Annotated in this window: 15 protein-coding genes and 3 tRNA genes; 7 read left to right on the forward strand and 11 right to left on the reverse strand. The window is 23.5% G+C overall.

Going from position 1 to position 24,575, the window contains the following annotated elements:
- Window positions 1–179 precede the first annotated feature (179 nt).
- From JIC14_RS01940 to rpoD, 5 genes are all read left to right on the forward strand, one after another.
- Entirely contained in the window at window positions 180–2,924 is a 2,745-nt protein-coding gene (locus JIC14_RS01940; RefSeq protein WP_201329753.1) for a PD-(D/E)XK nuclease family protein, read from the forward strand.
- Window positions 2,925–2,950: 26 nt separating this feature from the next.
- Window positions 2,951–6,337 (forward strand): UvrD-helicase domain-containing protein, encoded by a 3,387-nt coding sequence (locus tag JIC14_RS01945; RefSeq protein ID WP_201329754.1) that lies wholly within the window; start codon window positions 2,951–2,953, stop codon window positions 6,335–6,337.
- A gap of 220 nt (window positions 6,338–6,557) precedes the next feature.
- A complete protein-coding gene (gene rpsU / locus JIC14_RS01950) occupies window positions 6,558–6,770 on the forward strand; it encodes a 30S ribosomal protein S21 (RefSeq protein WP_201329755.1) in 213 nt (70 codons plus the stop codon).
- 69 nt (window positions 6,771–6,839) lie between these two features.
- The gene (gene dnaG, locus JIC14_RS01955; RefSeq protein ID WP_201329756.1) at window positions 6,840–8,669 is read left to right on the forward strand and encodes a DNA primase; all 1,830 of its coding nucleotides are present in this window, start codon (window positions 6,840–6,842) and stop codon (window positions 8,667–8,669) included.
- A 92-nt stretch (window positions 8,670–8,761) separates the two neighbouring features.
- Window positions 8,762–10,720 carry an RNA polymerase sigma factor RpoD gene (gene rpoD, locus JIC14_RS01960; protein WP_201329757.1) on the forward strand — a complete coding sequence of 653 codons (1,959 nt, stop codon included), beginning with the start codon at window positions 8,762–8,764 and terminating at the stop codon, window positions 10,718–10,720.
- Window positions 10,721–11,134: 414 nt separating this feature from the next.
- On the opposite strand, the gene rsmB is transcribed toward rpoD, so the two are convergent.
- Genes rsmB through metK form a run of 3 tightly spaced genes read right to left on the reverse strand, consistent with a single transcriptional unit; the run spans window position 11,135 to window position 15,193 of the window.
- Window positions 11,135–12,550, reverse strand: a complete 1,416-nt coding sequence (gene rsmB, locus JIC14_RS01965) for a 16S rRNA (cytosine(967)-C(5))-methyltransferase RsmB (protein ID WP_201329758.1) — start codon at window positions 12,548–12,550, stop codon at window positions 11,135–11,137.
- 6 nt (window positions 12,551–12,556) lie between these two features.
- The gene (ahcY, locus tag JIC14_RS01970; protein ID WP_201329759.1) at window positions 12,557–13,990 is read right to left on the reverse strand and encodes an adenosylhomocysteinase; all 1,434 of its coding nucleotides are present in this window, start codon (window positions 13,988–13,990) and stop codon (window positions 12,557–12,559) included.
- A gap of 39 nt (window positions 13,991–14,029) precedes the next feature.
- On the reverse strand, window positions 14,030–15,193 hold the full coding sequence (gene metK / locus JIC14_RS01975; RefSeq protein ID WP_201329760.1) for a methionine adenosyltransferase: 1,164 nt from the start codon (window positions 15,191–15,193) through the stop codon (window positions 14,030–14,032).
- Window positions 15,194–16,090: 897 nt separating this feature from the next.
- Between metK and JIC14_RS01980 the strand changes: the two genes are divergently transcribed.
- Window positions 16,091–16,894: a biotin--[acetyl-CoA-carboxylase] ligase gene (locus JIC14_RS01980; RefSeq protein ID WP_201329761.1), complete on the forward strand. Its 804-nt coding sequence runs from the start codon at window positions 16,091–16,093 to the stop codon at window positions 16,892–16,894.
- 79 nt (window positions 16,895–16,973) lie between these two features.
- Here JIC14_RS01980 and JIC14_RS01985 read toward each other — a convergent pair whose 3' ends face one another.
- The 4 genes from JIC14_RS01985 to tadA all read right to left on the reverse strand — a co-directional run bounded on the left by JIC14_RS01985 (window position 16,974) and on the right by tadA (window position 21,696).
- The gene (locus JIC14_RS01985) at window positions 16,974–17,456 is read right to left on the reverse strand and encodes a signal peptidase II (protein ID WP_201329762.1); all 483 of its coding nucleotides are present in this window, start codon (window positions 17,454–17,456) and stop codon (window positions 16,974–16,976) included.
- Between the two features lie 45 nt (window positions 17,457–17,501).
- Window positions 17,502–20,396 carry an isoleucine--tRNA ligase gene (gene ileS / locus JIC14_RS01990; protein ID WP_201329763.1) on the reverse strand — a complete coding sequence of 965 codons (2,895 nt, stop codon included), beginning with the start codon at window positions 20,394–20,396 and terminating at the stop codon, window positions 17,502–17,504.
- A 94-nt stretch (window positions 20,397–20,490) separates the two neighbouring features.
- Window positions 20,491–21,213 (reverse strand): 16S rRNA (uracil(1498)-N(3))-methyltransferase, encoded by a 723-nt coding sequence (locus tag JIC14_RS01995; RefSeq protein WP_201329764.1) that lies wholly within the window; start codon window positions 21,211–21,213, stop codon window positions 20,491–20,493.
- On the reverse strand, window positions 21,214–21,696 hold the full coding sequence (tadA, locus tag JIC14_RS02000) for a tRNA adenosine(34) deaminase TadA (protein WP_201329765.1): 483 nt from the start codon (window positions 21,694–21,696) through the stop codon (window positions 21,214–21,216). It abuts the gene before it with no gap.
- A 92-nt stretch (window positions 21,697–21,788) separates the two neighbouring features.
- On the opposite strand from tadA, the gene JIC14_RS02005 reads away from it, so the two are divergent.
- Window positions 21,789–21,862 (forward strand) — tRNA-Val (locus JIC14_RS02005).
- A 28-nt stretch (window positions 21,863–21,890) separates the two neighbouring features.
- On the opposite strand, the gene JIC14_RS02010 is transcribed toward JIC14_RS02005, so the two are convergent.
- The 4 genes from JIC14_RS02010 to JIC14_RS02060 all read right to left on the reverse strand — a co-directional run bounded on the left by JIC14_RS02010 (window position 21,891) and on the right by JIC14_RS02060 (window position 23,108).
- Entirely contained in the window at window positions 21,891–22,676 is a 786-nt protein-coding gene (locus JIC14_RS02010; protein WP_201329766.1) for a TatD family hydrolase, read from the reverse strand.
- A gap of 44 nt (window positions 22,677–22,720) precedes the next feature.
- A tRNA-Asp gene (locus JIC14_RS02015) sits at window positions 22,721–22,797 on the reverse strand.
- 35 nt (window positions 22,798–22,832) lie between these two features.
- Window positions 22,833–22,908: transfer RNA gene (locus JIC14_RS02020), tRNA-Val, on the reverse strand.
- Window positions 22,909–22,958: 50 nt separating this feature from the next.
- A complete protein-coding gene (locus JIC14_RS02060) occupies window positions 22,959–23,108 on the reverse strand; it encodes an HU family DNA-binding protein (protein ID WP_320412647.1) in 150 nt (49 codons plus the stop codon).
- Between the last annotated feature and the right edge of the window lie 1,467 nt (window positions 23,109–24,575).

Genomic DNA, 24,575 nt, shown 5'->3' on the forward strand with positions numbered 1-24,575 from the left:
TTTTTATAATTTTTAAGGATTATATATATTCACAATTTTTGCGTATATATTCATAATTTTTATATATCTGTGTGAGTGTATACGTTTTTTTATTATTATAAAATATAAAGCTAAATTTTTTAAAATATTATTTTTATTCATATTTTTTACAAAAATATTAAATTTGAGTATTTATATCTATGTTATATCCAGCATTAAGAATTCCTCCATCAACTTCATTCTGGTTCGATTCTATTAAAAAAATAATAAAACATTGTGAAGATTTACAAATAATTTTACCTAAAAAATATGATTTTTCGTCTTTTCGTGTTGTGGTTCCAAATTCTCTTCATATACAATGTTTTAAAAAATCATTTAATAAGATTTTATCTTCTAAAAATTATATTCCCCCATTTATTGGAACATTTGATAATTGGTTAGAATTACAAGCATTTAATTTTGATTTTTTTTTTCCAATTCAAAATCATGAAAAATTACTATATTTATATTTGAAATTACAAAAAAATTATTTATTAAAAAAAAATAATGTAAATAATAAAATTGATTTATTAATATTTTCTCGAGTATTAATCAAATTATTTCATGAACTAACTCAAGCGCTATTACCATCAATTTATACATTAGATAAAATTAAAATTCGTTGGAAATCAGCTTTAAATTATTTATCGCCATTTGTACGTACTATATTAAAAGATGAAATTGAATTAATATGGTCAATTTGGTGTGATCAAATTAAAAATGATGAAGCAGTATGGCGTTTTATAAATATACAAAAATTAATAATTGAAGTAGAGATGCCATTAATTTGGTTTACTTCTATTCAACCATCTCCAATTGAAATAAATTTTTTAAATAATTATAGTAAAAATTGTTCTGTATTACCTATAATAATAGATTGGTCTAAAATACCATATTTATATTTTAAAGCTTGGCCGGAAATTCAATTATCAAAAACTGAATTTACTATAACTAAAAAAATTATATCTCCTTTATATAATGATGATAAAAATATTAATACTCCGTCAAATATATCAATTTGTTCTTGTAATAGCTTAGAAGATATTGCTATACAAGGAGCTCAAAATATTATTAATTGGTTAATTTTAGGTTATAAAAAAATCGCTATTATTGAATTAGATAGTTTAGTAGTACGTAGAATTTGTTCTTTATTGGAGCGATCAAAAGTTTTTGTTTTTAATAAGGTGGGATGTAAATTATCAAACACTAGTGCAGCGGCTTTTTTAATTAGTTTTTTTAATGTAATAGATGAACCGCAAAAATCTAATAAATTTTTAATTTTTTTAAAGTCACCATATATTTTAAATGATATTTCAGATAAGAGTAATTATATATTAATAATTGAATCAATTTGTCGTGATATTATGGTTTTTAATAATTTAGATTTCGTTCTTACAAAATTAAAAAATATTAATTCAAATTTACATGAATTAATACAAAAAATAATAAATAAATATAAGAAATTAAATAGTAAATATTATTCTGTATCAAAATGGAATTCTATAATTTTAAAATTTTTTTTAGAATTAAATATTGATAAAGTATTAGATACAAATGAATCAGGAAAACTTTTATTAAAAATTTTATCAAATATGTATAAAAATATAGATTCATTATTTACATTTTTTGAATATAGAAAATTTATTGAATTACAAATGGATATGACAAGATTTATATCAAAATCAGATGATCATCGTGTTATTGTGTTATCAATAAGTGATGTATATTTATTACGCTTTAATGCTATATTGATAGTTGGAATTGATATTAATAATTTTCCTTCCTTAGTAAAGGAAATTTTATTTTTTTCGAATACATTTCGAAAAAAATTAAAATTAAAGACAAATTATTCTTTACGTCAAAAACAATTACGCGAATTAACGGAACTATTATGTTGTTGTGAAAAAATTATGTTACTTTGGCAAATATATAAAAATTCAGAATTAAACTTTATTAGTCCTTTAATTGAGCGCTTACAATTAATATTAAATTTCTCTGAAAAAAAATTAAGAACATATCGCTCTGAAATAAGTTTATATAATATAAAATCAATTCCTATAAACCCTCCTCTTCCGAGTTGTAGTGAATTACTTCCCAATAAAATATCTATTACTAGTTATAATAATTTTATAGCATGTCCTTATAAATTTTTTGCACAGAATATGCTTAATTTAAATTCTATTAATAATTTTTATAATATTCCCCAAAAATATCATTACGGAAATTGGGTGCATAAAATTCTTTTTTTATATCATAGTTCATTAAATAGCTCAAAAAAAATAATTTCTTTAGATGAGCGTTTTAAATTATTAAATTTAATTTCGGAAAAAATATTTAAGGAAGCTATAAAAATTTGTCCAGTTTCCTTAAATTACTACATTTTTTGGAAAAAATCTATTCAATGTTATTTAAAATGGTCTTATGCTCATGAATCTTTTGGTTGGAATTTTATATTTGGTGAAAAAAAATATAAAAAAACTTTATTTTTATTTAATAACAAAAAAATAACATTATATGGTCGTATTGATCGTATTGATAAAAATAATATAAATGATAAATATCTGATATTAGATTATAAAACTAGTGACTATAATTCTTTACGAAAAAAAATATACAATAATGAGGATTATCAATTACTGCTTTATAAATTTTTATTAGAAAAAAACGTAAATATTTCTAAGTATCATGCTCAATATATTGTATTAAGTAGTAAACAAATAAAAATAATAGATATTCCTGAAAATATATTAAATTCTATTACAACGAAAATATTAATATCAAAAATAAAAAAGCAAATGCATTCAATTGCAACTGGAGCACCATTACCTGCTTTAGGGGTTGAATCAATTTGTCGTTTTTGTAATATGAAAGGTTTATGTAGAAAAAAAGAATGGTTAATAAATTAGTAATATAAAATTATAAAAATAAAATAATGAATAAAAAAATACAAAAACTCTCAGAAGCGTCCTATGAAATTAATGGTATTTCATCAGAAATTCAATCTTTTATTAATATATCCTGTAACCCGAAATATTCAGTAATAGTAGAAGCTTGCGCTGGTAGTGGTAAAACTTGGTTACTTGTTAATCGTATATTACATATTTTACTAAATGGCGCTGAAACATCTGAAATATTAGCGATTACATTTACTAATAAAGCAGCTAAAGAAATACTTAAACGTTTAATGAATTTATTAAAAGAGCTTTCTTTATCTTCTGATGAAAAAATTTCAATATTATTATATGAACGGGGAATATCTGAAAAAAAAATATTAAAATTTATCCCATTAGCTCGTAATTTATATCAAAAATTAATAATAAAAAATCAAAATTTATCGATTTATACATTTCATGGTTGGTTTGCTTATTTAATGCAAATAACACCTTTATTTTTTAAATCAATTCGTGGATATAAATTAATAGAATTTACTGGAAAAATTATGGAGGATGCGTATAATCAATTAATAACATTAGTTAGTAAATCTAAAGACGAATCTATTATTAAAAAATCTTTAATAATATTATATGATCTTGTTGGAACTAGTAATGAAAATATTCGTAAATTACTTAATATATTTATTGATAAGCGAGTTGAATGGTGGATATTATCTCGCAACAATAAAAATAATGCTATAGAAATTTTACGTAAATTAATGGGTAAGGATAGCAAATTAGATGCTCGTTTTTCTTTATGGAAGAACTCCTCTAAGATTAGTGATATTAATGTAATAGTTCATTTATTAAAAAAAGGTTCTTTAATTAATAAAAAACGTGCTTTAATTATTGAAAAAATATTATTATCTAATCCGAGTGCTAATAATTTTTCTATTTTAACAAATCAATTTTTTGATAAAAATGGTAAATTGCGCTCTAATTTAAAAACTAAAGATTTAAAAAATGAATTAGTAAGATATTTTAAAAGTGATGAGTTATTATCAGTTAATAAATTTGATATAAAATTTAAAAAAATCGCGGAATATTTGAAAGAATTATTAAAGCGAAGCAAAGAATCTTCAATATTATTAATAAATAAAGCACTTTTTAAGTTAGGTAACATATATCTTAATATTTATCAAAAAATAAAATTTAAAAAACGTGTAATAGATTTTTCTGATCTTGAATGGAAAATTTATTGTTTATTTACTGATAATAATCATGTTATTTATTTGCAAAATAGATTAAATACTTTATATAAATATATTTTACTAGATGAATTTCAGGATACTAGTCCATTGCAATGGATTATTATTAAATCTTGGATAGAAAAGTATAATATAAAAAAAATAAAACCATCAATATTTATCGTGGGAGATCCAAAGCAATCAATTTATCGATTTCGTCATGCTGATCCACGTATATTTACTGCGGCTTGTAAATTATTAAAAAAACGTAATGCTTTTGTTTTACGAGCTAATCGAACTTGGCGTAATTCTATAGATTTAATTAATGTATTTAATCTTAGTTTTAAAAAAAATCCAATTTATACCAAACAAACTACTTGTTGCAAAAATATAGGAAATGTATGGAGACTTCCATTAGTAACAAATACATTTTTTTTTGAAAAGAATATTAATAAAAATATATTAAAAAATAATATTTATAATAATTCACCGGATAATTTTTATGAAGAAGAGGATGATTTTCATAAAAAAGAAGGAAAAATGATAGCTCAAATATTATTATATTTAAAAAAAAATTTTTCAATAAATAATACTAAATCTTATAATACTAAAAATAATAGAAATTTAATATGGTCAGATGTAATTATTTTAATAAGAAAACGTACACATTTGTTATCATATGAAAGTGCATTACGTTACTTTGGAATTCCATTTATATCAGATAAACGAAATGGTTTACTTGAATCTCTAGAAATAACTGATTTAATTGCATTATTAAAATTTTTGAATATACCAAGTGATTCTTTATCATTAGCGCATGTATTAAAAAGTCCTATTTCAGGATCTTCTGATGAAGATTTAATTATATTAGCAAAACGTTCAGAAAAAACTTGGTGGAAACGTTTACAAGCTATATGTAAGGATAATATCGAATTATTTTCTTTGAAAAGAATTTATAATTTATTAAAAAAATGGTTAGCAATTTCTTTAAATTTGCCTGTATGTAATTTACTGGACATTATTTTATATGAAGGAAAAATAATTAAACGTTATATTCAATATACAGCGGAATTTAAAAGAAATCAAGTAATTGGTAATATTTATAAATTTTTAGAATTATCTTTTAAATTAAATCTTAATAATTATATTACTTTATCAAAATTTATAGATATATTATCAAATTTAGACGATAAAGTGGAAAATAATTCTCCAAGTGAAGAAAAAGTTAATGCATACGTTAATGCGGTGCGTATTTTAACCGTGCATAGCGCAAAAGGATTAGAGGCGCCAGTAGTGATTATTTTGGATGCAAATCACAGTAAACAGAATTCCGATAAGATTGGTATTTTATGTAATTGGCCTCAAAATAAATTAAAACCAGAACATTTTTCTGTATATTCTCATGAAAAAGGAATGGCTCGTAATATTTTATTTAAAAGAGAGAAAAAATTTAAAGAACAAGAAGATTGGAATTTATATTATGTTGCATTAACTCGAGCTAAACAATTACTTATTATTAGTGGAGTTAGAGATAAAAATAAAACAAATGGATTGATATTAAATAGTTGGTATGAGCGCTTAAAAGGAGCAACTGATTTATCTATTAATTTTTTAGAAAATATAATAAATAATTCTTCAAAATTAATAAATTTATATAACTCAAATTTTAAGGAAAGTAATAAAATTATTTTTTCATTATTTGAATCACCTTGCTTAGAACTTAAAAATAAATCAATAATTAACATTGCTCATGATAAAATTAACATAGATAAAGGTATTATTTTTCATAATTTATTAGAACGACTTTGTTTGCAAAAAAAATGGCCAATAATTGTGCCAACAATAGATTTTATTTCGAGATGGTTAAAATGTTCATTATCATTAGCAAAAATAGGACAAGAATATGTAATAAAAGTATTATCGCAATCACACTTAAGACGTTTTTTTGATGCATCGAAATATTTAAAAGCATATAATGAAATGGAAATTGTCATAAATAATATTACTTTTAGATTAGATCGTGTTGTGGAATTTAATGATGAAATTTGGATTATTGAGTATAAATTAAATTTATTTAAAAGTGAGGAAAAAATTTATAGAATACAATTAAAAAAATATCGTAATTCTCTTAAAACTATATGGATGAAAAAAAAAATTCGTGTTGCATTTATTACTTCTGATGGTAATTTATTAGAATAATTATATTGAATAAAGTTTCTTAAAAATTAATATAAATAAATTATAAAATTTTATATAAAATTTGTATTTATTTTTTAAAAGTTATAATATGCTTATAATTAAATCTCTATTCATTATTAGATAATGAAAATTATTTATATATATTTAAAGTCACTAATTTCATTATTTATTCTAAAATTTAAATTAAATATTATTTAACAAAATTTATTATTAAAATAGTATGACTATAATTCGTGTTAAAGAAAATGAACCCTTTGAAATTGCTATACGAAGATTTAAACGAACTATTGAAAAAACAGGTCTATTAACTGATTTACGTGCTCGTGAATTTTATGAAAAACCAACTACGAAAAGAAAGCGTAAATTAGCTGCAGCAATAAAACGTCATTATAAACGTATACGTAGTCAACAATTACCTAAAAAAATGTATTAAATATATAATTTTTAAGAAATTAATTTTAAGAAATAATGATTTAACTTTAATGTTATTATTTTAAATACAGTGATCTCGCAATTATTTATAAATAATTTAATTAATCGCATAGATATTGTGCATATAATTAGCGATTATATTTCATTAAAAAAAAGCGGCTCTAATTTTGTTGGATTATGTCCGTTTCATGATGAAAAAACTCCTAGTTTTACTGTTTATCCAATTAAAAAATTTTATTATTGCTTCGGGTGTGGTATATATGGTGATGCAATTCAATTTTTAATTAATTATTTAGGATTTCATTTCGTAGAATCTGTTAATTATCTAAAAAAAAATATCGGTATTTACGAAAAAGATGAAAAAAATTATTATTTTAATAACAAAATATTATCTGAAAAATCATCTAAATATTCTCATATAGCTTTAACTAACATAGACTTATCTTTATTAAAAAAAATAATGATATGTGCTTCTAATTTTTATAAAATACAGTTAAAAAATTCAAAAGAAGCTGTAAATTTTTTAAAAAACCGTGGATTAAATAAAGAAATAATTTTACGATTTAATTTAGGTTACGCGCCAAATGAATGGAATGCATTAAATAAAGTTTTTTTAGATTATAATAATGTCAATATATTAACTTCCTCCGGTCTCATTGTGGATAAAATAATAGATAAAGTAAATCAATCATCTGTTATTAAAAAACATAAGCGTTATGATCGATTTCGTGGAAGAATTATGTTTCCAATTAAAAATATTGATGGACAAATAATTGGTTTTGGTGGTCGTTTAATAAAAGATTCTAATGAAGCAAAATATATAAATTCTCCAGAAACTCCTTTATTTCATAAAAGCAATGAATTATATGGTTTATTTGAAGCTAAAAATGCCATTAAAAAATCTGGGTATGTATTAGTTACTGAAGGATATATGGATGTAATCGGATTATCACAATTTGGTTTTTTGCAAACAGTAGCTATACTTGGAACGACCTGCACCTCTACTCATATAAAAAAAATACTATTTTATACTAATTGTATAATTTTTAGTTTTGATGGTGATCAAGCGGGACGTCGCGCTGCTCGTCGAGCTTTGGAGGTATGTTTAATTTATGCTACAGATGATAAAATAATTAAATTTTTATTTTTACCTGTTAAGTATGATCCAGATAGTTATATTAGAAAATTTGGATCTAAAATATTTAGTAAAAAAATATTAGAAGCAATGTCGTTGTTACAGTTTTTTTTGGAAGAAATTATTGTGAATTACAATTTAAAAACAATAAAAGATATTGAAAAAGCAAAATATAATATCGAATATTTATTTAAAATAATTCCATTATCATCATCATTAAAATTTAAAATTATAAGTAGTTTATCTAAAGTAACAAAATCATCATTTAATGAAATTAATAATCTATTTAAAATAAATACTTTAAGCATTAAATCTATAAAACAAAAAAATATATTACCAATGTGTATTGAGCATCAAATTATGCGCTTATTAATTTCTTATCCATCACTAATAAATGAGATAAATTCAGAGGATATGATGATATTTTCTAAATGCTCACCAAATTATGTCAAAATGTTTTCTCAATTAATTAATACTATTTATGTTTTTGAAAATAATATTGATTATTCTAAATTTATAGAGCATTTAAAAAAAATTAATATAAATTTTGAATCAATTATTTTTAAAATTAAGAATAATTTTGAATACAGTATTGAAATTGCTAAAAAAATATTATTAGATGCTATTTATAAAATAAAAATACGAATATTAAATAATGAATTAAATGATTTAATAAAAAAGGGATCATTAGACGAGCAATCTAAAATACGTTATCGCAATATAATATCATATAAAAAAAAATTGGAATATAAAAAAATTAAATAAAATTAAATTGATAAAAAATATATTTTATATTAAAATAAAACACTTAGGAAAGTTTCAATTTGAAAACAATAATATAAAATAGGTTTTTCAAAATGAAATTTATTAATAAAATAAAAAATAGAAAAGCAAAAGAAAAGGCGTTATTGAAGGATGCATTTTCTTTTAATATGAAATCTAGTAGAGAAGAAATTGAAAATCAAAAAAAAAAGTTAAAAATATTAATTAAAATTGGTAAAGAACGTGGTTATTTAACTTTTTCAGAAATTAATGATTTTCTCCCCGAGGATATTATCGATCAAGAAATAATTGAAAGTATTATTAAAACTTTTCAAGATATGGATATTTCTGTATCAGAACATGTATTAGATACGGAGGCATTAATACTTTCTGATAATATTATCACTAATGTTACTAGCGATGATTATTTTGAAGAAGCGACAGAGGAAGCATTATCTACAGTTGATTCTAATTTTTGTCGAAACAAAGATCCAATCAAGATGTATATGAGAGAAATGGGCTCAGTTGAATTATTAACTAGAGATGGAGAGATTGAAATAGCTAAACGTATTGAGGACGGTTTAAAAGATATGATTCATGCTATTTCTTCATGCCCTACTACTATTATGGAAATATTAATAGCCGCCGATAAAATTTCAAAAAATGAAATTAAGATAGATGAAATAGTTGATGGTTTAATCGATAAAAAATTTTTTAGTCATGATCATGTTATTAAAAAAAATAACAAAGGTAATAATAAAAAAAATAATGGAGAAAAAATATTGGTTGAATCTAGCTCAGCTGATTTATCTACAGAACAATTAGAAAAATTAAAATATGAATCTTTAATAAAGTTTTCTAATATATCTTTTCATTTTGATAAAATGAGAAAAGCTTTTGAAAAGGAGGGATATAATTCAGAGTCATATATAAAAGCACATAATAACATTTCTAATGAAATGTTAGGTATTCGATTTACAGCAAAAATTATTGAAAAATTATGCGATACCTTGCGAAATCAAATTAATAAAGTTTCTCAAATAGAGAAACAAATTTTAGAAATTGTTGTTAATAAATGTGGAATGCCGCGTTTACATTTTGTTAAAGTTTTTCCAGAAAATGAAATTAATTTAAATTGGATAGATAATGAAATTAAAGTTAAACATGATTATAATTTAATTTTATGTCGAAATATTCCTTTTATAAAAGAATTACAACAAAAATTAATTAATTTACAGATAGATATTGTTTTACCATTAGATGATTTACGCGATATAAATAGAAAAATGATTTCTGGAGAAATGAAAGCTCGTAGAGCAAAACGAGAAATGACAGAAGCTAATTTAAGATTAGTAATTTCAATTGCAAAAAAATATACTGATCGCGGTCTTCAATTTCTTGATTTAATTCAAGAGGGAAATATTGGTTTAATGAAGGCAGTTGATAAATTTGAATATCGTCGTGGTTATAAATTTTCTACTTATGCAACATGGTGGATAAGACAGGCAATTACTCGATCAATTGCAGATCAAGCTAGAACTATTCGTATTCCGGTGCATATGATTGAGACAATTAATAAAATAAGTAGAATATCTCGTCAAATTTTACAAGAAACCGGTTCAGAACCAGATCCCTCTGTACTTGCAATTAAGATGGAAATGTCTGAAGAAAAAATTAGAAAAATTATGAAAATTGCAAAAGAACCAGTTTCTATGGAAACCCCAGTAGGGGATGATGAGGATTCTCATTTAGGTGATTTCATTGAAGATGAAAATATGTTAGCACCTTCAGATGCTGCATTAAATGCATCAATGCGTGCCGTAGTTAAAGATATTCTTAATTCATTAACTCCAAGAGAAGCTAAGGTTCTGCGTATGCGATTTGGTATTGAAATGTCAAGTGATCATACGTTAGAGGAGGTTGGTAAACAATTTGATGTAACACGAGAGCGAATTCGACAAATAGAAGCAAAAGCATTACGTAAATTGCGTCATCCTTCTCGATCTGATAAATTAAAAAGTTTTTTAGAAGGGAAGATAATTAAAAAAAATTAATTTTAAAAATTCTTAATAATTTTTAAAATTAATATAATAGTTATATACTAGAAATTAATTAGGGCCTCTAGCTCATGATTGGTTAGAGCAGCGGACTCATCAAAATGGTGACTTTTTTCAGAAATGAAAATTGAAAAGAATCTAAGTAAAGATTTAAAAAATTGGGTTAATTCAGGGGAACCTAAGTTTATAATAAAAATATGGCAATCCTGAGCCAAGTCAAAAATACATTTTTGAAAGGTGCAGAGACTAGCGGAGAGGTAGAGTCCTCTTAATTACCGATAAAAAATACCCGACACCTGAACAATATTTTATTTTTGAATATTGAAGGTGATGAGATAGTCCAGTAAATAGTGAAAACTATAAAAAAACTGAATCCGTTGGCGCCGTGTTCGACTCACGGGAGGCCCATATTTATTTTTTATTTTTTTGAAATAAAGAATAAAAAAAACCATCATAATCTTGATTTTTATTTATAGTGGGTAACAATTGACCTGGTGAATATAATCTAATAGAATCTTTATGATTTTTAGAAAAAATCATTGCTTGTTCTTCTGATTCTTCAAACCATAGTGAACATGTTACAAATAATAATTTTCCACCAGGTTTTAACATTTTCCATAAATTATCGAGAATTTTATAAGAGTATTTAGAAAGTTTTTTAATATCATTTTTTCTTCGTAACCATGGTATATCTGGATTTCTTCTAACAACACCGGATCCAGTACATGGTACATCAGCTAAAATTCGATCAAAATATTTATTTTCAGAAAATTTAAAACGATTATTAGTTTTTTTATTTATATTTATAGATAATTTCTTTAAATTAATTTTACTTATATCTAAAGGAATTAATGTTGCTTTTAGATTTAATCGTTTTAAATTTTCTGAAATCATATTTAATCGACTTGAATTATTATCAACTGCAATTAGTTTAATATCCGCAATTTCTAATAAATGACAGGTTTTACCACCTGGTGCAGCGCAAGCATCTAATACATACATTCCGGAACGAATATCTAATAATGGCGCAGCTAATTGAGCGGCTGCATCTTGAATTGAGCTAAATCCATTTAAAAATTTAGGAATTTTATAAATAGAAATCGGAGTATGTAATTTTATCGCTAATGGCCCAATAATAGTTGTTTCTAATCCTGATTTTTTTAAAAGTTTATTATAAGAAATAAGAGTAGTTTTACGTTGATTAATTCGTAATGTTAGTGGTGGTTTTTTATGACCAATATCTAAAATATTCTTCCATTGAAAAAAATTAGGATAAGTAATTTTAATATGATTTATCCACCATATAGGATAATTCCAATAACTTTCAGAAATATTATATATTTTTTTAAATATTTCTTTCTTTTCTCGAAGAAATTTTCGTAAAATTGCATTAATCATATTTTTTGCATAAATTATTTTAAAATTGAACTGGGCAACATTAACAGATTGATGAACTATAGTATATATTTTATAATAATTTTTAATGTTATTATTTTTATTTTTTATATTTCTATTTTCTGTTTTAATTAATAAAGCTAAAGAACAAAAAAATAATCCTTTTAATATTGAAATTTTTATCGGTTTTTTGATTAATTTATTTAATAACATTTCAACTAATCGAAGATGTCGTATAGTATAATAAGTAATATCTTTTATTGCTCCTTTTGCTTTTTCAGAAATATTTTTTTTATTAAATATTTCTGAAAAAGCTTTTTTTAAAGATATTCTGTTTTTTACATATATAACAGATTTTGCGGAATTATATAAATAAAATGATAAAGAATTATTATTTTTTTTATAATTATTAATATTATTATTTCGCGACATTTATTTTTAATAACGATAATTATCTAATTTATATGGTCCATTTTTAGAAACTCCAATATATTTAGCTTGCTGATTTGTTAATTTTGATAATTGTACATTTAATTTTTTTAATTGAAGACGAGCCACTTTTTCATCAAGAATTTTAGGTAAAGTATATATTCCAATAGGATAGTCAGATGTATTATTAAATAATTCAATTTGAGCGAGTGTTTGATTAGCAAATGAAGAGCTCATGACATAAGAGGGATGACCAGTTCCACATCCTAAATTAACTAAGCGACCTTCCGCTAAAAGAATTATTTTTTTTCCATCTGGAAAAATAATATGATCTACTTGTGGTTTTATATTTTCCCATTTATATTTTTTTAATTCTGAGACTTCAATTTCATTATCAAAATGCCCTATATTACAAACAATAGCTTGATCTTTCATATTTCTCATATGATCATGAGTGATTACATGATAATTACCGGTACATGTAACAAAAATATCACCATATTTTTGCGCATATTCCATTGTTACAACTAAAAATCCTTCCATAGCAGCTTGTAACGCGCAAATTGGATCAATTTCAATTATCCATACTTGAGCTGATAATGCTCGCATTGCTTGAGCAGATCCTTTTCCAACATCACCATAACCAATTATTACGGCAATTTTTCCAGCAATCATAACATCTGTTGCTCGCTTAATACCATCAATTAAAGATTCGCGACAACCATATAAGTTATCAAATTTTGACTTAGTTACAGAATCATTTACATTAATCGCTGGAAAAGCTAATTTACCATCTTGAAGCATGCGACGTAATCGATAAACACCTGTAGTAGTTTCTTCGGTTACTCCTTTTATTTGTTTTAATCGGGAAGAATACCATTTTGAGTGAATTTTTAATCTATTTTTAATAGATTTAAATAAATATGCTTCTTCTTCTGAGCACGGGTTAGATAATATAGATATGTTATTTTCGGCTTGAGCTCCTAAATGTAATAAAAATGTAGCATCACCCCCATCATCTAAAATCATATTAGCTTGTTCCGTATTGGAGTTTCCTGGCCACTCAAAAATTCGATGATTAAATTCCCAATAATCATTTATAGATTCACCTTTGAATGCAAAAACAGGAATACCGTTATTAGCAATTGCTGCAGCGGCATGATCTTGTGTTGAATAAATATTACAAGAAGACCATCTTACTTTAGCTCCTAAATATTTTAATGTTTCAATTAATACAGCGGTTTGAATAGTCATATGAATTGAACCGCTAATTCGCGCACCTTTCAAAGGTTTACTTTTTAAAAATTCTTCTCGAATAGCAATTAAACTAAACATTTCTGTTTCAGCGATTTCTATTTCCTTTCTACCCCATGAGGATAAATTTATATCGGCAATAACAAAATCTTTTGATATAGAATTATTTTTTTGTTTTAAATTATTCATATTATTATATATTTTACAAAAATTTAAATATTTAAAAAATTAAAAACCCGCAGAAGCCTTTAATATTTCAGCTTTATCAGTTAATTCCCATGTAAATTCTGGTTCTTTACGACCAAAATGACCATAAACTGAAGTTTTTTTATAAATCGGGCGTAATAAATTAAGCATTTTTATAATACTTTTTGGGCGTAAATCAAAATGTTTTTTAACTAACAAAGTTAATTTTTCGTCACTTATTTTACCGCTACCAAAAGAAGTAACCATAATTGAAGTTGGTTTTGCTATTCCGATTGCGTAAGATATTTGTATCTGACAACGTTTCGCTAAATCAGCGGCAATAATATTTTTTGCTATATAACGTGCCACATATGCAGCAGAACGATCAATTTTAGAAGGATCTTTTCCTGAAAAAGCCCCCCCACCATGAGGTGCAGCACCTCCATAAGTATCAACAATTATTTTACGACCAGTTAAACCACAGTCTCCTTTTGGTCCCCCAATTACAAATCTTCCTGTTGGATTAATTAAATAACGAGTGTTTTTTAATAATTTTCCAGGAATTATTGGGAGAATAATTTCTTCTATTACCGCTTCTTTAAGAGATTTATATGATACTTCTGGATCATGTTGAGTCGATAATACAATTGTATCAATAGCTATCGGTTTTCCATTTTCATATTTTAAAGTAACTTGAGATTTAGCATCTGGACGCAACCAAGGTAAATTACCATTTTTTCGTAATTTTGATTGTCTTTTTACAAGAAGATGAGAATAATAAATAGCGGCCGGCATAAATTCTGGTGTTTCATCACAGGCATACCCAAACATTAAACCTTGATCTCCAGCTCCTTGATCAAAATTAAGACCTTCTCCTTCATTAACTCCTTGAGCAATATCCGGTGACTGTTTATTATAGATTAATAATACCGCACAACTTTTGTAATCAATACCATAATCAATATGATTATATCCAATTTCCTTAATAGTTTTACGAACTATATTAACATAATTAATATTAGCATTCGTTGTTATTTCTCCAGATAAAACAATTAAATTAGTATTACATAGTGTTTCAGCAGCAACTCGGGCTTTTAAATCTTTTAAGAAAATTTCATCTAATATGGCATCAGAAATTTGATCAGCAATTTTATCAGGGTGACCTTCAGATACAGATTCTGAAGTAAAAAGATAATCATTAGGCATACGTTAACTCCTTATTTGTAAACATATTCCTATGCCCCTTCATCTTATCGCTCTAAATATTTTATCATTTTTTTATTAATAAGTAAAATTATAAAAATTATATTTAAATTAAATAATTCAAAAATAAATCAATATTTGTATTATTTTTTAATATGATGATTTAATTTTTTATGAAAAATGTCTTCTGGAATTATGAAATAGGAATATCTAATTGGATTATTCCATAAAAAAATTTTTTAACTGGATAATTTCTATTAAGTTTATTGTAAATGATAATAATATTTTTATAGGATTTTAATATTAACTATTTTTTAAAAACAACACTAATTAATATTAATATTTTATTTCTCTTTTTAGACATTTTTTTTAATTTTACTTGAACAAATACTGGTATTATAATAGAAAGATATGAATATTTTTCTATGTATATCTAAATTTTTATATCATCAGTTTTTATGTTATATAAAATACATATCGCTTAATACAGAAAATTCTCTAAAATTTATTTAAACTAATACTTAAATTTAAAATAGTTTTCATTGGCGTTTTGTGTGATTTTATTATTTATTGCCCCCTCTAAATAATAAATGTGAATGCGTTATTAATGAAACACTATTTGATTTTAAGAATTTTGTTAAACCTGAAAAATTAATAGTATAATTAAGTATTTCAATAAAACCATTTATATTAACCATTTATATTAAAAAATTTAGTGTTAGAAATAATATTTAAAATAAGAAAAGAATGAAAATTATTAGTTTAAATTTAAAAAAATATAAATAATTGCATTTAATGCAAAATAATTTGAAAGTAATTAAAAATTTAAACTAAAATTCAAAATTTAAATATATTTAATAAAAATTTTATAAATTTTTAATATTAATTAAAAAAAATATTATGAATATTTCTATGCATTTTTTAAATACTTCACGTATTAAATATTTATATTCTAATTATAATACTGATACTGAAATTGATATTCGAACAATTATTTCAACTAATTCCACTAATTTAAATTTATTATCTATAGCAAAGACTGGTTTATTATTTCATCCAACATTTTTAGCAACACAAATTCAAACTTCTGGACGGGGGCGAGCTGGTCGTATTTGGTATTCAGAACCCGAAATAACATTAACTTTTTCTCTCGCGTGGAAATTCAAACTTTCTCTTCAATATTTAACGAGTTTACCTTTAGTAATTAGTCTTGCTTTATCTATTGCATTAAAAGAATTTGGACAAAAAGTACAATTAAAATGGCCAAATGACTTATTATTAAATGGTAATAAATTTTGTGGAATATTAATTGATACTTTTATTGACAAAAAAAATAATAATTCTATATGGGCTATTATTGGAGTGGGATTAAATCTTGGGTTACCACGTATATTAAATAATAAAATAAATATTGGTAATATTTCAGAATTATTAAAAATAGAACGTGAAAAATTATTGGCGGTATTTATTTGTTATTTAATTGATGCTTTAAAATTATTTGAGCATTATGGTTTTTCTATATTTATAAAATATTGGAATTTTAATCACGCTTATACTAATCAGGTTGTTAATATTTTAAATTTAAATAAACCACAAAAAGGTATTGTTATTGGAGTTGAGAAAAATGGTTGTTTATTACTGGATACTAAGCTTGGTAAAATAATAATTTCTTCAGGGAATGTCTCGTTACGTTTACGGAAATAATATTTTTAAATAATAAGATGTAAGATGTATATAAAGTAATTAAAAATTTTTTTTATAATTGGATTATAATAAATTAGAGTTAAATTTTTTTAAAGTATTTTATATTTTTAAATTGATCTAGTATTATTAGAATAACTCCTATAAAAATAGAAATATCAGAAATATTAAATATAAACCAATGTAAGCGATTAATATGTATATCAAAAAAATCAATTACATAGTTATATAAAACATAATCTATAAAATTTCCTATTGCGCCGCCTAAAATAAACGATAATCCATAACAAAAAATATATTCTTTTATAAAAATTTTAATAAAATAAATAATTAAAAAAAATATAATAATATTAATTATGATTAATATATTTTTTTGTAAATCAATTTTTTCATAAATTAAATTAAATATTATTTTTTTATTGTTATATATAAGAAATAAATTTAAAAAAGAATTAATTATTAATATTTTTTTACAAATAAATAATTTAGTTATGAATATTTTACTTAATTGATCAATAAAAGATATTATAAAAGATAAAAAAATCCACAAAAATTTTTTTTTCATCAAGTGATTTTAGTATTATTAAGAAAATAAATATTTTTGAATAAATTAAGCGAAGTAACGTTTTTCTTCAATATTAAATAAATTATTAAAACAACGATTACATAAATCAGGATAATCATCTCTTTCACCAACATCAGGTTGATAATGCCAGCATCGATTACATTTTTTATATATAGATGGTTTAATGATAACGCATTCCTCTGATAAATCTTTAGCTTGAAATAAACTTACAGAAGATGTTAATAAAAAAAACTTTAATTCTTTTCCAAATTCATTTAGAATTTTAAAATCTGATTTATTAATTTTTAATATTATTTCAGCTTGAAGTGAAGAACCAATAATACCAGTACTACGAATTTTTTCTAACTTTTTCATAATTTTTGATCTTATTTTTTTTAAAATTATGTATTTATATGATAATTCATGGGAATTATAAACTATTGGTAATTTATAATGAAGTTGCGTGAAAATAGTTTCTCCTGATTTTATATAAAAATTTTTATCAGAAAAAATAGACCAAGCTTCTTCAGCCGTAAAAGATAATATTGGAGATATTAATCTTAATAAAGATTGATTAATATGCCAAATAGCGGTTTGAGCTGAACGTCTAGCATGTGAATTTTTTTTAGCAGTATATAACCTATCTTTTAAGATATCTAAATAAAAACTACCTAAATCTTCAGAGCAATATATTTGTAATTTAGATACTATTGGATGAAATTCATACATACGATAATGTGACAAAATTTCTTTTTGTAAATTCGTAATATTAATTATTGCATATTGATCAACTTCTACCATATCTGATATATTAACAATATTTATATTTGGATTAAAATCAGATGTATTAGCTAATAAAAATCTTAATGTATTACGAATACGACGATATATTTCGACTATACGATTTAAAATTTCATTTGAGATTGATAGTTCTTTTGAGTAATCTGTTGAAGCGATCCATAATCTTAAAATTTCTGCGCCAAATAAATTACATATTTTTTGTGGTTTTATTATGTTACCTTTTGATTTAGACATTTTTTTACCTTTAGAATCCACAACAAAACCATGTGTTAATAATGCTTTATAAGGTGCGGATTTATTTAATATAATAGACGTGAGTAAAGATGAATGAAACCAACCACGATGTTGATCTGACCCCTCTAAGCATAAATCAGCTGGAAATATTAATTGTTTTTTATGTGAACCACGAATAACAGTTTGATGCGTAATTCCGGAATCAAACCAAACATCTAAAGTATCATTACTTTTTTTATAATCTGACGCCTCATCTCCTAAAAATTCTTTAATATCTAAAGTTTGCCATACTTCAATTCCATTAAGTTCTATTTTTTTTGCAATTAATTCAATTAATTCTATTGTTCTTGGGTGTAATTTTCCACTTTTTTTATGAATAAAAAATGCTATTGGTACCCCCCAATGTCGTTGACGTGAAATGGTCCAATCTGGTCTATTGGATATCATGCTTTTTAGTCTATCACTTCCCCAAGAGGGAAAGAATTTAATTTTATTAATAGCTGTTAGAGCAGATTCTCGTAAAGATTTTTTTTCGTTTAATGGAATTTTATCCATATTAATAAACCACTGTAATGTAGTACGATAAATAATTGGTGTTTTATGTCGCCAACAATGCATATAACTATGTTTAAACATTTCAATATTAAATAAAGTTTTACTTTTTCTTAAATAGGAACAAATTAATTTTGAAGCCTCCCAAATAGACATACCCCCAAATAATGGTAAAGTAGATATAAAATTACCATCATCCATAACTGGATTAATAATATCACTATCTTTCATTTTTTGTTTTTTAAAAATCAAAAAATCTTCAATACCATAGGCTGGCGCAGAATGTACGATACCAGTACCACTATCATTAGTTATATAATCACCTAAATAAATTGGTGCTAATCTATTATAATTTATGTTAATATTTGATAGTGGATGAAAAAATTTTATTTTATTTAATTTTATTCCCTTACAAATCCCAATGATATCTCCTTTTAATCCAAATTTTTTTAAACAACTTTTTACTAAATTAAAAGCTAAAATAAGCAATAAAGAAGAATCATTTTTTATATGAACTAAAGCATAATCAAATTCCGGGTGCACATGTAATGCTTGATTAGCGGGAATAGTCCATGGTGTACTAGTCCAAATTACTATATATCCCCTTCCGTTTGGAATATTTTTTAAATTAAAAATATTTGTTATTTTTTCGGGCTCAGCAAAACTAAATCCTACATAAATTGAAAAATCATATTTTGTTTTGTATTCTATTTCTGCTTCTGCTAATGCAGATTTACAATCAAAACACCAATTAACTGGTTTTAATCCATGGTAAACATAGCCTTTTTTAAAAATAACACCAAATGCACGTAACTCATTTGCTTCATTTAAAAAATCCATAGTTTTATACGAATTATCCCATTCTCCTAATACACCAAGTCTTATAAAATCTATTTTTTGTTTTTCAATTTTTTCAAAAGCCAAGGCTCTTGCTTTATTTTGAATTTCAATGGGAGATAAGTTTTTACCATATAATTTTTCAATTTGAATTTCTATAGGCATACCATGACAATCATAACCCGGGATATATTGAGCATCGAAACCATCCATATTATAAAATTTAATAATTATATCCTTTAATATCTTATTAACCGCATGTCCAATATGGATATCTCCATTAGCATATGGGGGACCGTCATGTAAAATAAATTTTGGTCGATTAATAGATGCTTTTCTAATTTGATAATATATTTTTTTTTCTTGCCATTTTTTTATCCATTCTGGTTCACGTTTTACTAACTCTCCTCGCATAGGAAATTTTGTATTAGTTATATTTATTGGATATTTATTTTTTAAATCCTTGTTTTTATTTTTTTTTCTAAAAATTGGTATATTATTATTTTTTTGATTCATAATTAAATTATTTTAATTGATATATGTTATTTAATTAATAAATAATTACTTAAAAGTTTTATAATTTTAATATTTTTTTAAAAAATTTTTAAAATTACATTTCTCCCCATGCTCCATTTAATATTGCTAAAGCCACTAAACTTGCAGTTTCAGTTCGTAATATACGTCTACCTAATGACAGTATAATTACCCCATATTTAGATGCTAAATTTTCTTCTTTTTCAGTAAAACCACCTTCTGGACCAATTAATAATTCTACTTTTTGAGTATATTGATTATTATTTGCCCAATGTGATAATTTTTGTTTTCCTCTAGGAGAAAGTAGTATTCTTTTACAAAATATTTTGGATATTAACCAATTATTAAAAGAAATATTAGGAGCTAAAATAGGTAATATATTTCTTCCACTTTGCTCTGTAGCAGAAATTATTATATTTTTCCAGCGAATTCGTTTTTTTGTAATACGCTCATTATTTAGTTGAACACAACGATTTGTTGTAATTGGTTGTATAATTTTCACGCCAAGCTCCACTGATTTTTCAATAATTAAATTAAATTTACGATTTTCAGGTAATGCTTGTATTAATATAATTGTATATGGTAGTTCCATTTCGGATGACGAAAAAGAACTTATTTTAATCAAAATTTTTTTTTTAATTGATATTAATTTAGCAATATATTCACCACCAAAACCATTAAATAAAATGATTGTATTTCTATATTTTATATGTAATACATTTAAATGATTGACAATATTATCGGGTAAATATAAATACTGACCAATTATAAATGGAATTGGATAATAAAAACGTAACATTTATTTAATATTTATATTTTTATTTTTTATAAAATTACGGCGTTTAATAAAAAATGATTTTAATAATTTTTCGCATTGTTTTTTCATAACTCCGCCAGTTAATATAGTATGATGATTTAATTTTTTTTCCTTAAATAAATTAATAATAGAACCACAAGCTCCTGTTTTTAAAGAAGGAGTTCCATAAATAATTTCACCTAATCTTACATGTATGATTGCCCCAGCACACATTGCGCAAGGTTCTAAAGTTACATATATTTTATAATTTTTAGAAAAACGATAATTATTTAAAGCTTTAGAAGCTATTCTTAATGCTATAATTTCAGCATGAGCAGTTGGATCATTTCTAGTAATTTGTTGATTATATCCACATGAAATTACTATATTATTTTTAACTAGTACCGCGCCAACTGGTACTTCTCCAGCTCTCCAGGCAAGCTTAGCTTGCAATAATGCAAGTTTCATAAATTTAATGGAATTCATTAATTTTGTTTTATTTTTAAAAAAATTATTTTTTTATTTATTAAAAGAAGAATATAATAATATCATTCAATTTTTTTAAAATTTTTAAGAAAAGGCGCGTAGCTCAGGTGGTTAGAGCGTTACCTTGACATGGTAAAGGTCGTTGGTTCAAATCCAATCGTGCCTATTTTTTTTGTATATGCACTAATTACTAATTATTTAATATTAAATAATTTATAAAAATTATCACTAGTGTATTTTCCAATTTCAGATATAGAGGTATTGCGAAAATTTGCAATAAATTTTGCTATATTATACAAAAAAGCAGGTTCATTAATTTTACCTCTATGAGGAACTGGAGAGAGATATGGTGCGTCAGTTTCAATCAATATATTTTTTAATGAAATTGATCTTATTACTTTTTGCAATATTTTAGAATTTTTAAATGTAACAATACCTGAAAAAGAAATATAAAAACCTAGTTCTATTATTTCTCTTGCTACCTCTAAAGATCCCGTGAAACAATGCATTACCCCCCCTGCCCCCCCCATTTTTGGGACTGCTTTTTCTTCTTTAAGAATTTTTATAATATCACCAGTAGCTAGGCGATTATGAATAATTAATGGTTTTTTTGTAATTAAAGATGCTTTAATATGAGTACGAAAACGTTGGTGCTGTAATTTAATTAAATGAGTATCTTTTAAATTAAAATAATCTAAACCAGTTTCCCCGATAGCAATAATTTTAGGATTAGAAGATAAGGATACTAATTTTTTTAAATTAGGTTCTTCTAAGTTTTTATTAGATTTTGGATGTATTCCAATTGAGGCGTAAATGTTAGAATAATCATTTGTTAGGGAAAGAATTCTTGATAAATCTGTTAGATTAACTGATGCACATAAGATTTTATTTACCATTTTTCTTTCCATATTTTTTAATATTTCTGGTAAACGTATATATAATTCGGGAAAATTAATATGACAATGAGAATCAATAAGCATAAATTATTTATTAGATTGTATTAAAATTTTTAATAAATAAAATATGGCGGAGTGGACGGGATTTGAACCCGCGACCCCCGGCGTGACAGGCCGGTATTCTAACCAACTGAACTACCACTCCTTTATTTATTTTAAAATTTTTAAAAATATTGTATTTGGTGGGTGTTGAGAGGATTGAACTCCCGACCTACGCCTTGTAAAAGCGTCACTCTACCAACTGAGCTAAACACCCTACTAATAATTTGAGTCAAACACTTTTAAGTGTATTTATTTTATAGTATTTTATTTTACAGTATTTTTTAAATTTTTTCTAGGTTTAAATTTAGGTATTTTAGTTGATTTTATTTTAATTTTTTCACCGGTACGAGGATTTCGATCAAAACGCGTTGCTCGCTTAACAATAGAAAAAGTTCCAAAACTAATTAAAGTAATTGACTCGCCTTTTTTAAGGTTTTTGTTATTATATTAATCATTGAATTTAATACGCGCATTGAAATAATTTTTGAAGTTTTAGATTTATTTGCGATCTATTCAATTAGTTTAGTCTTATTTACTTATAACCTCTTTATTTATTAGAGCACGTACAATATAAATAAATTTATTCAATTAATTTATATTTATAATAAAATTAAAAACCTGAATAAAAAATATCTATATAAAAATAAATTTTTATATTTTAAAAATTTATTTATTTTATTAATAAACTTTTTATTTTACATTAATAAAATACTTTAAATAATAAAAATATTTTTATTAGAACAATTTTCTTGATAATTGATTATATTTTATTATATGTTCGGTGCAAAAAAAATTAGCCAGTTTTTATTTGTGATATATTGGATTCAAGAATAAATAATTGTATCACATGAAATTATTATGTTATATCCAAATTTTTAATTATGTAAATATTTTTAGAATTTCAGTTAAGTATTATGTTAATTAAATTTTATTAAAATAAAATTATGAATATTTTTTAGTATTTTTAAAGAAAATTTTAGTATTATTAAAAAATAAATTATTATCAATTTATTATCTTTAATATTTATAATTGGATATTTATTACATAATAAAATTATTATATAATAAAATTAATAAATTTATCATTTGAATTAAATTTAATAATGAATTTTTATTTAATTGGTAAAAATTATTTTTTATACTGTTTATTAGAAAAAAAATCTAAAACCGATCATTATTCGTTTTTTCGATTTGTACCTATTATTTTTAATAGTCTGTAAAAATATATTTTATTATTTTTTTGTAATTAATATTTTTTTTAATAAAAAATATTGTTAAATATTTTAATTACTTTAATTCCCCAATAAATTGTTTTCTTTAAAACTAGAGGCTCCGATTGAAATAATCATAAATTTCTTAATTCCTAAGTTATTATTAAATATATTCATTATTAGTAATATCAAATATTGAAATAGGTATACTTATTTTTCTACTTTTGTTTATATAACGTATAATAAGTAACCAAGTTCATTAAAAGAAGCTTTAGTGATTGCAATTAAGACAAAAAGAATCGCTCTCGTAAATTGTGATTTATTTTTATTTAAGTTAATTAAAGTATGATCTAAAAAAATTTTTCATTAGAAGAAAAACCCATAATAACTTCAAAAATTTTTGTATTAATATAATTATAATTACAAGATTCTAATATTTTTTTTAAAAAATAATTTTTATTATTATATAATTTATGTTCTTTATATTTTTTGTTAAAAATTTTAATAATATAGTATAGATAGATACTAGATTTGTGATCTAAAATATTAGATTCTGATAATATATCATATTTAATAACAGAGAAAATCGTATGAATCTATAATTTTGTGCTCAATAATATCTACAATTACATTCATTAATGTTTTTAAAATAAAAGTTTTTATATAATTA

The sequence above is a fragment of the Candidatus Profftella armatura (Diaphorina cf. continua) genome (assembly GCF_016593155.1).
In the GTDB taxonomy this organism is placed as follows: domain Bacteria; phylum Pseudomonadota; class Gammaproteobacteria; order Burkholderiales; family Burkholderiaceae; genus Profftella; species Profftella armatura_A.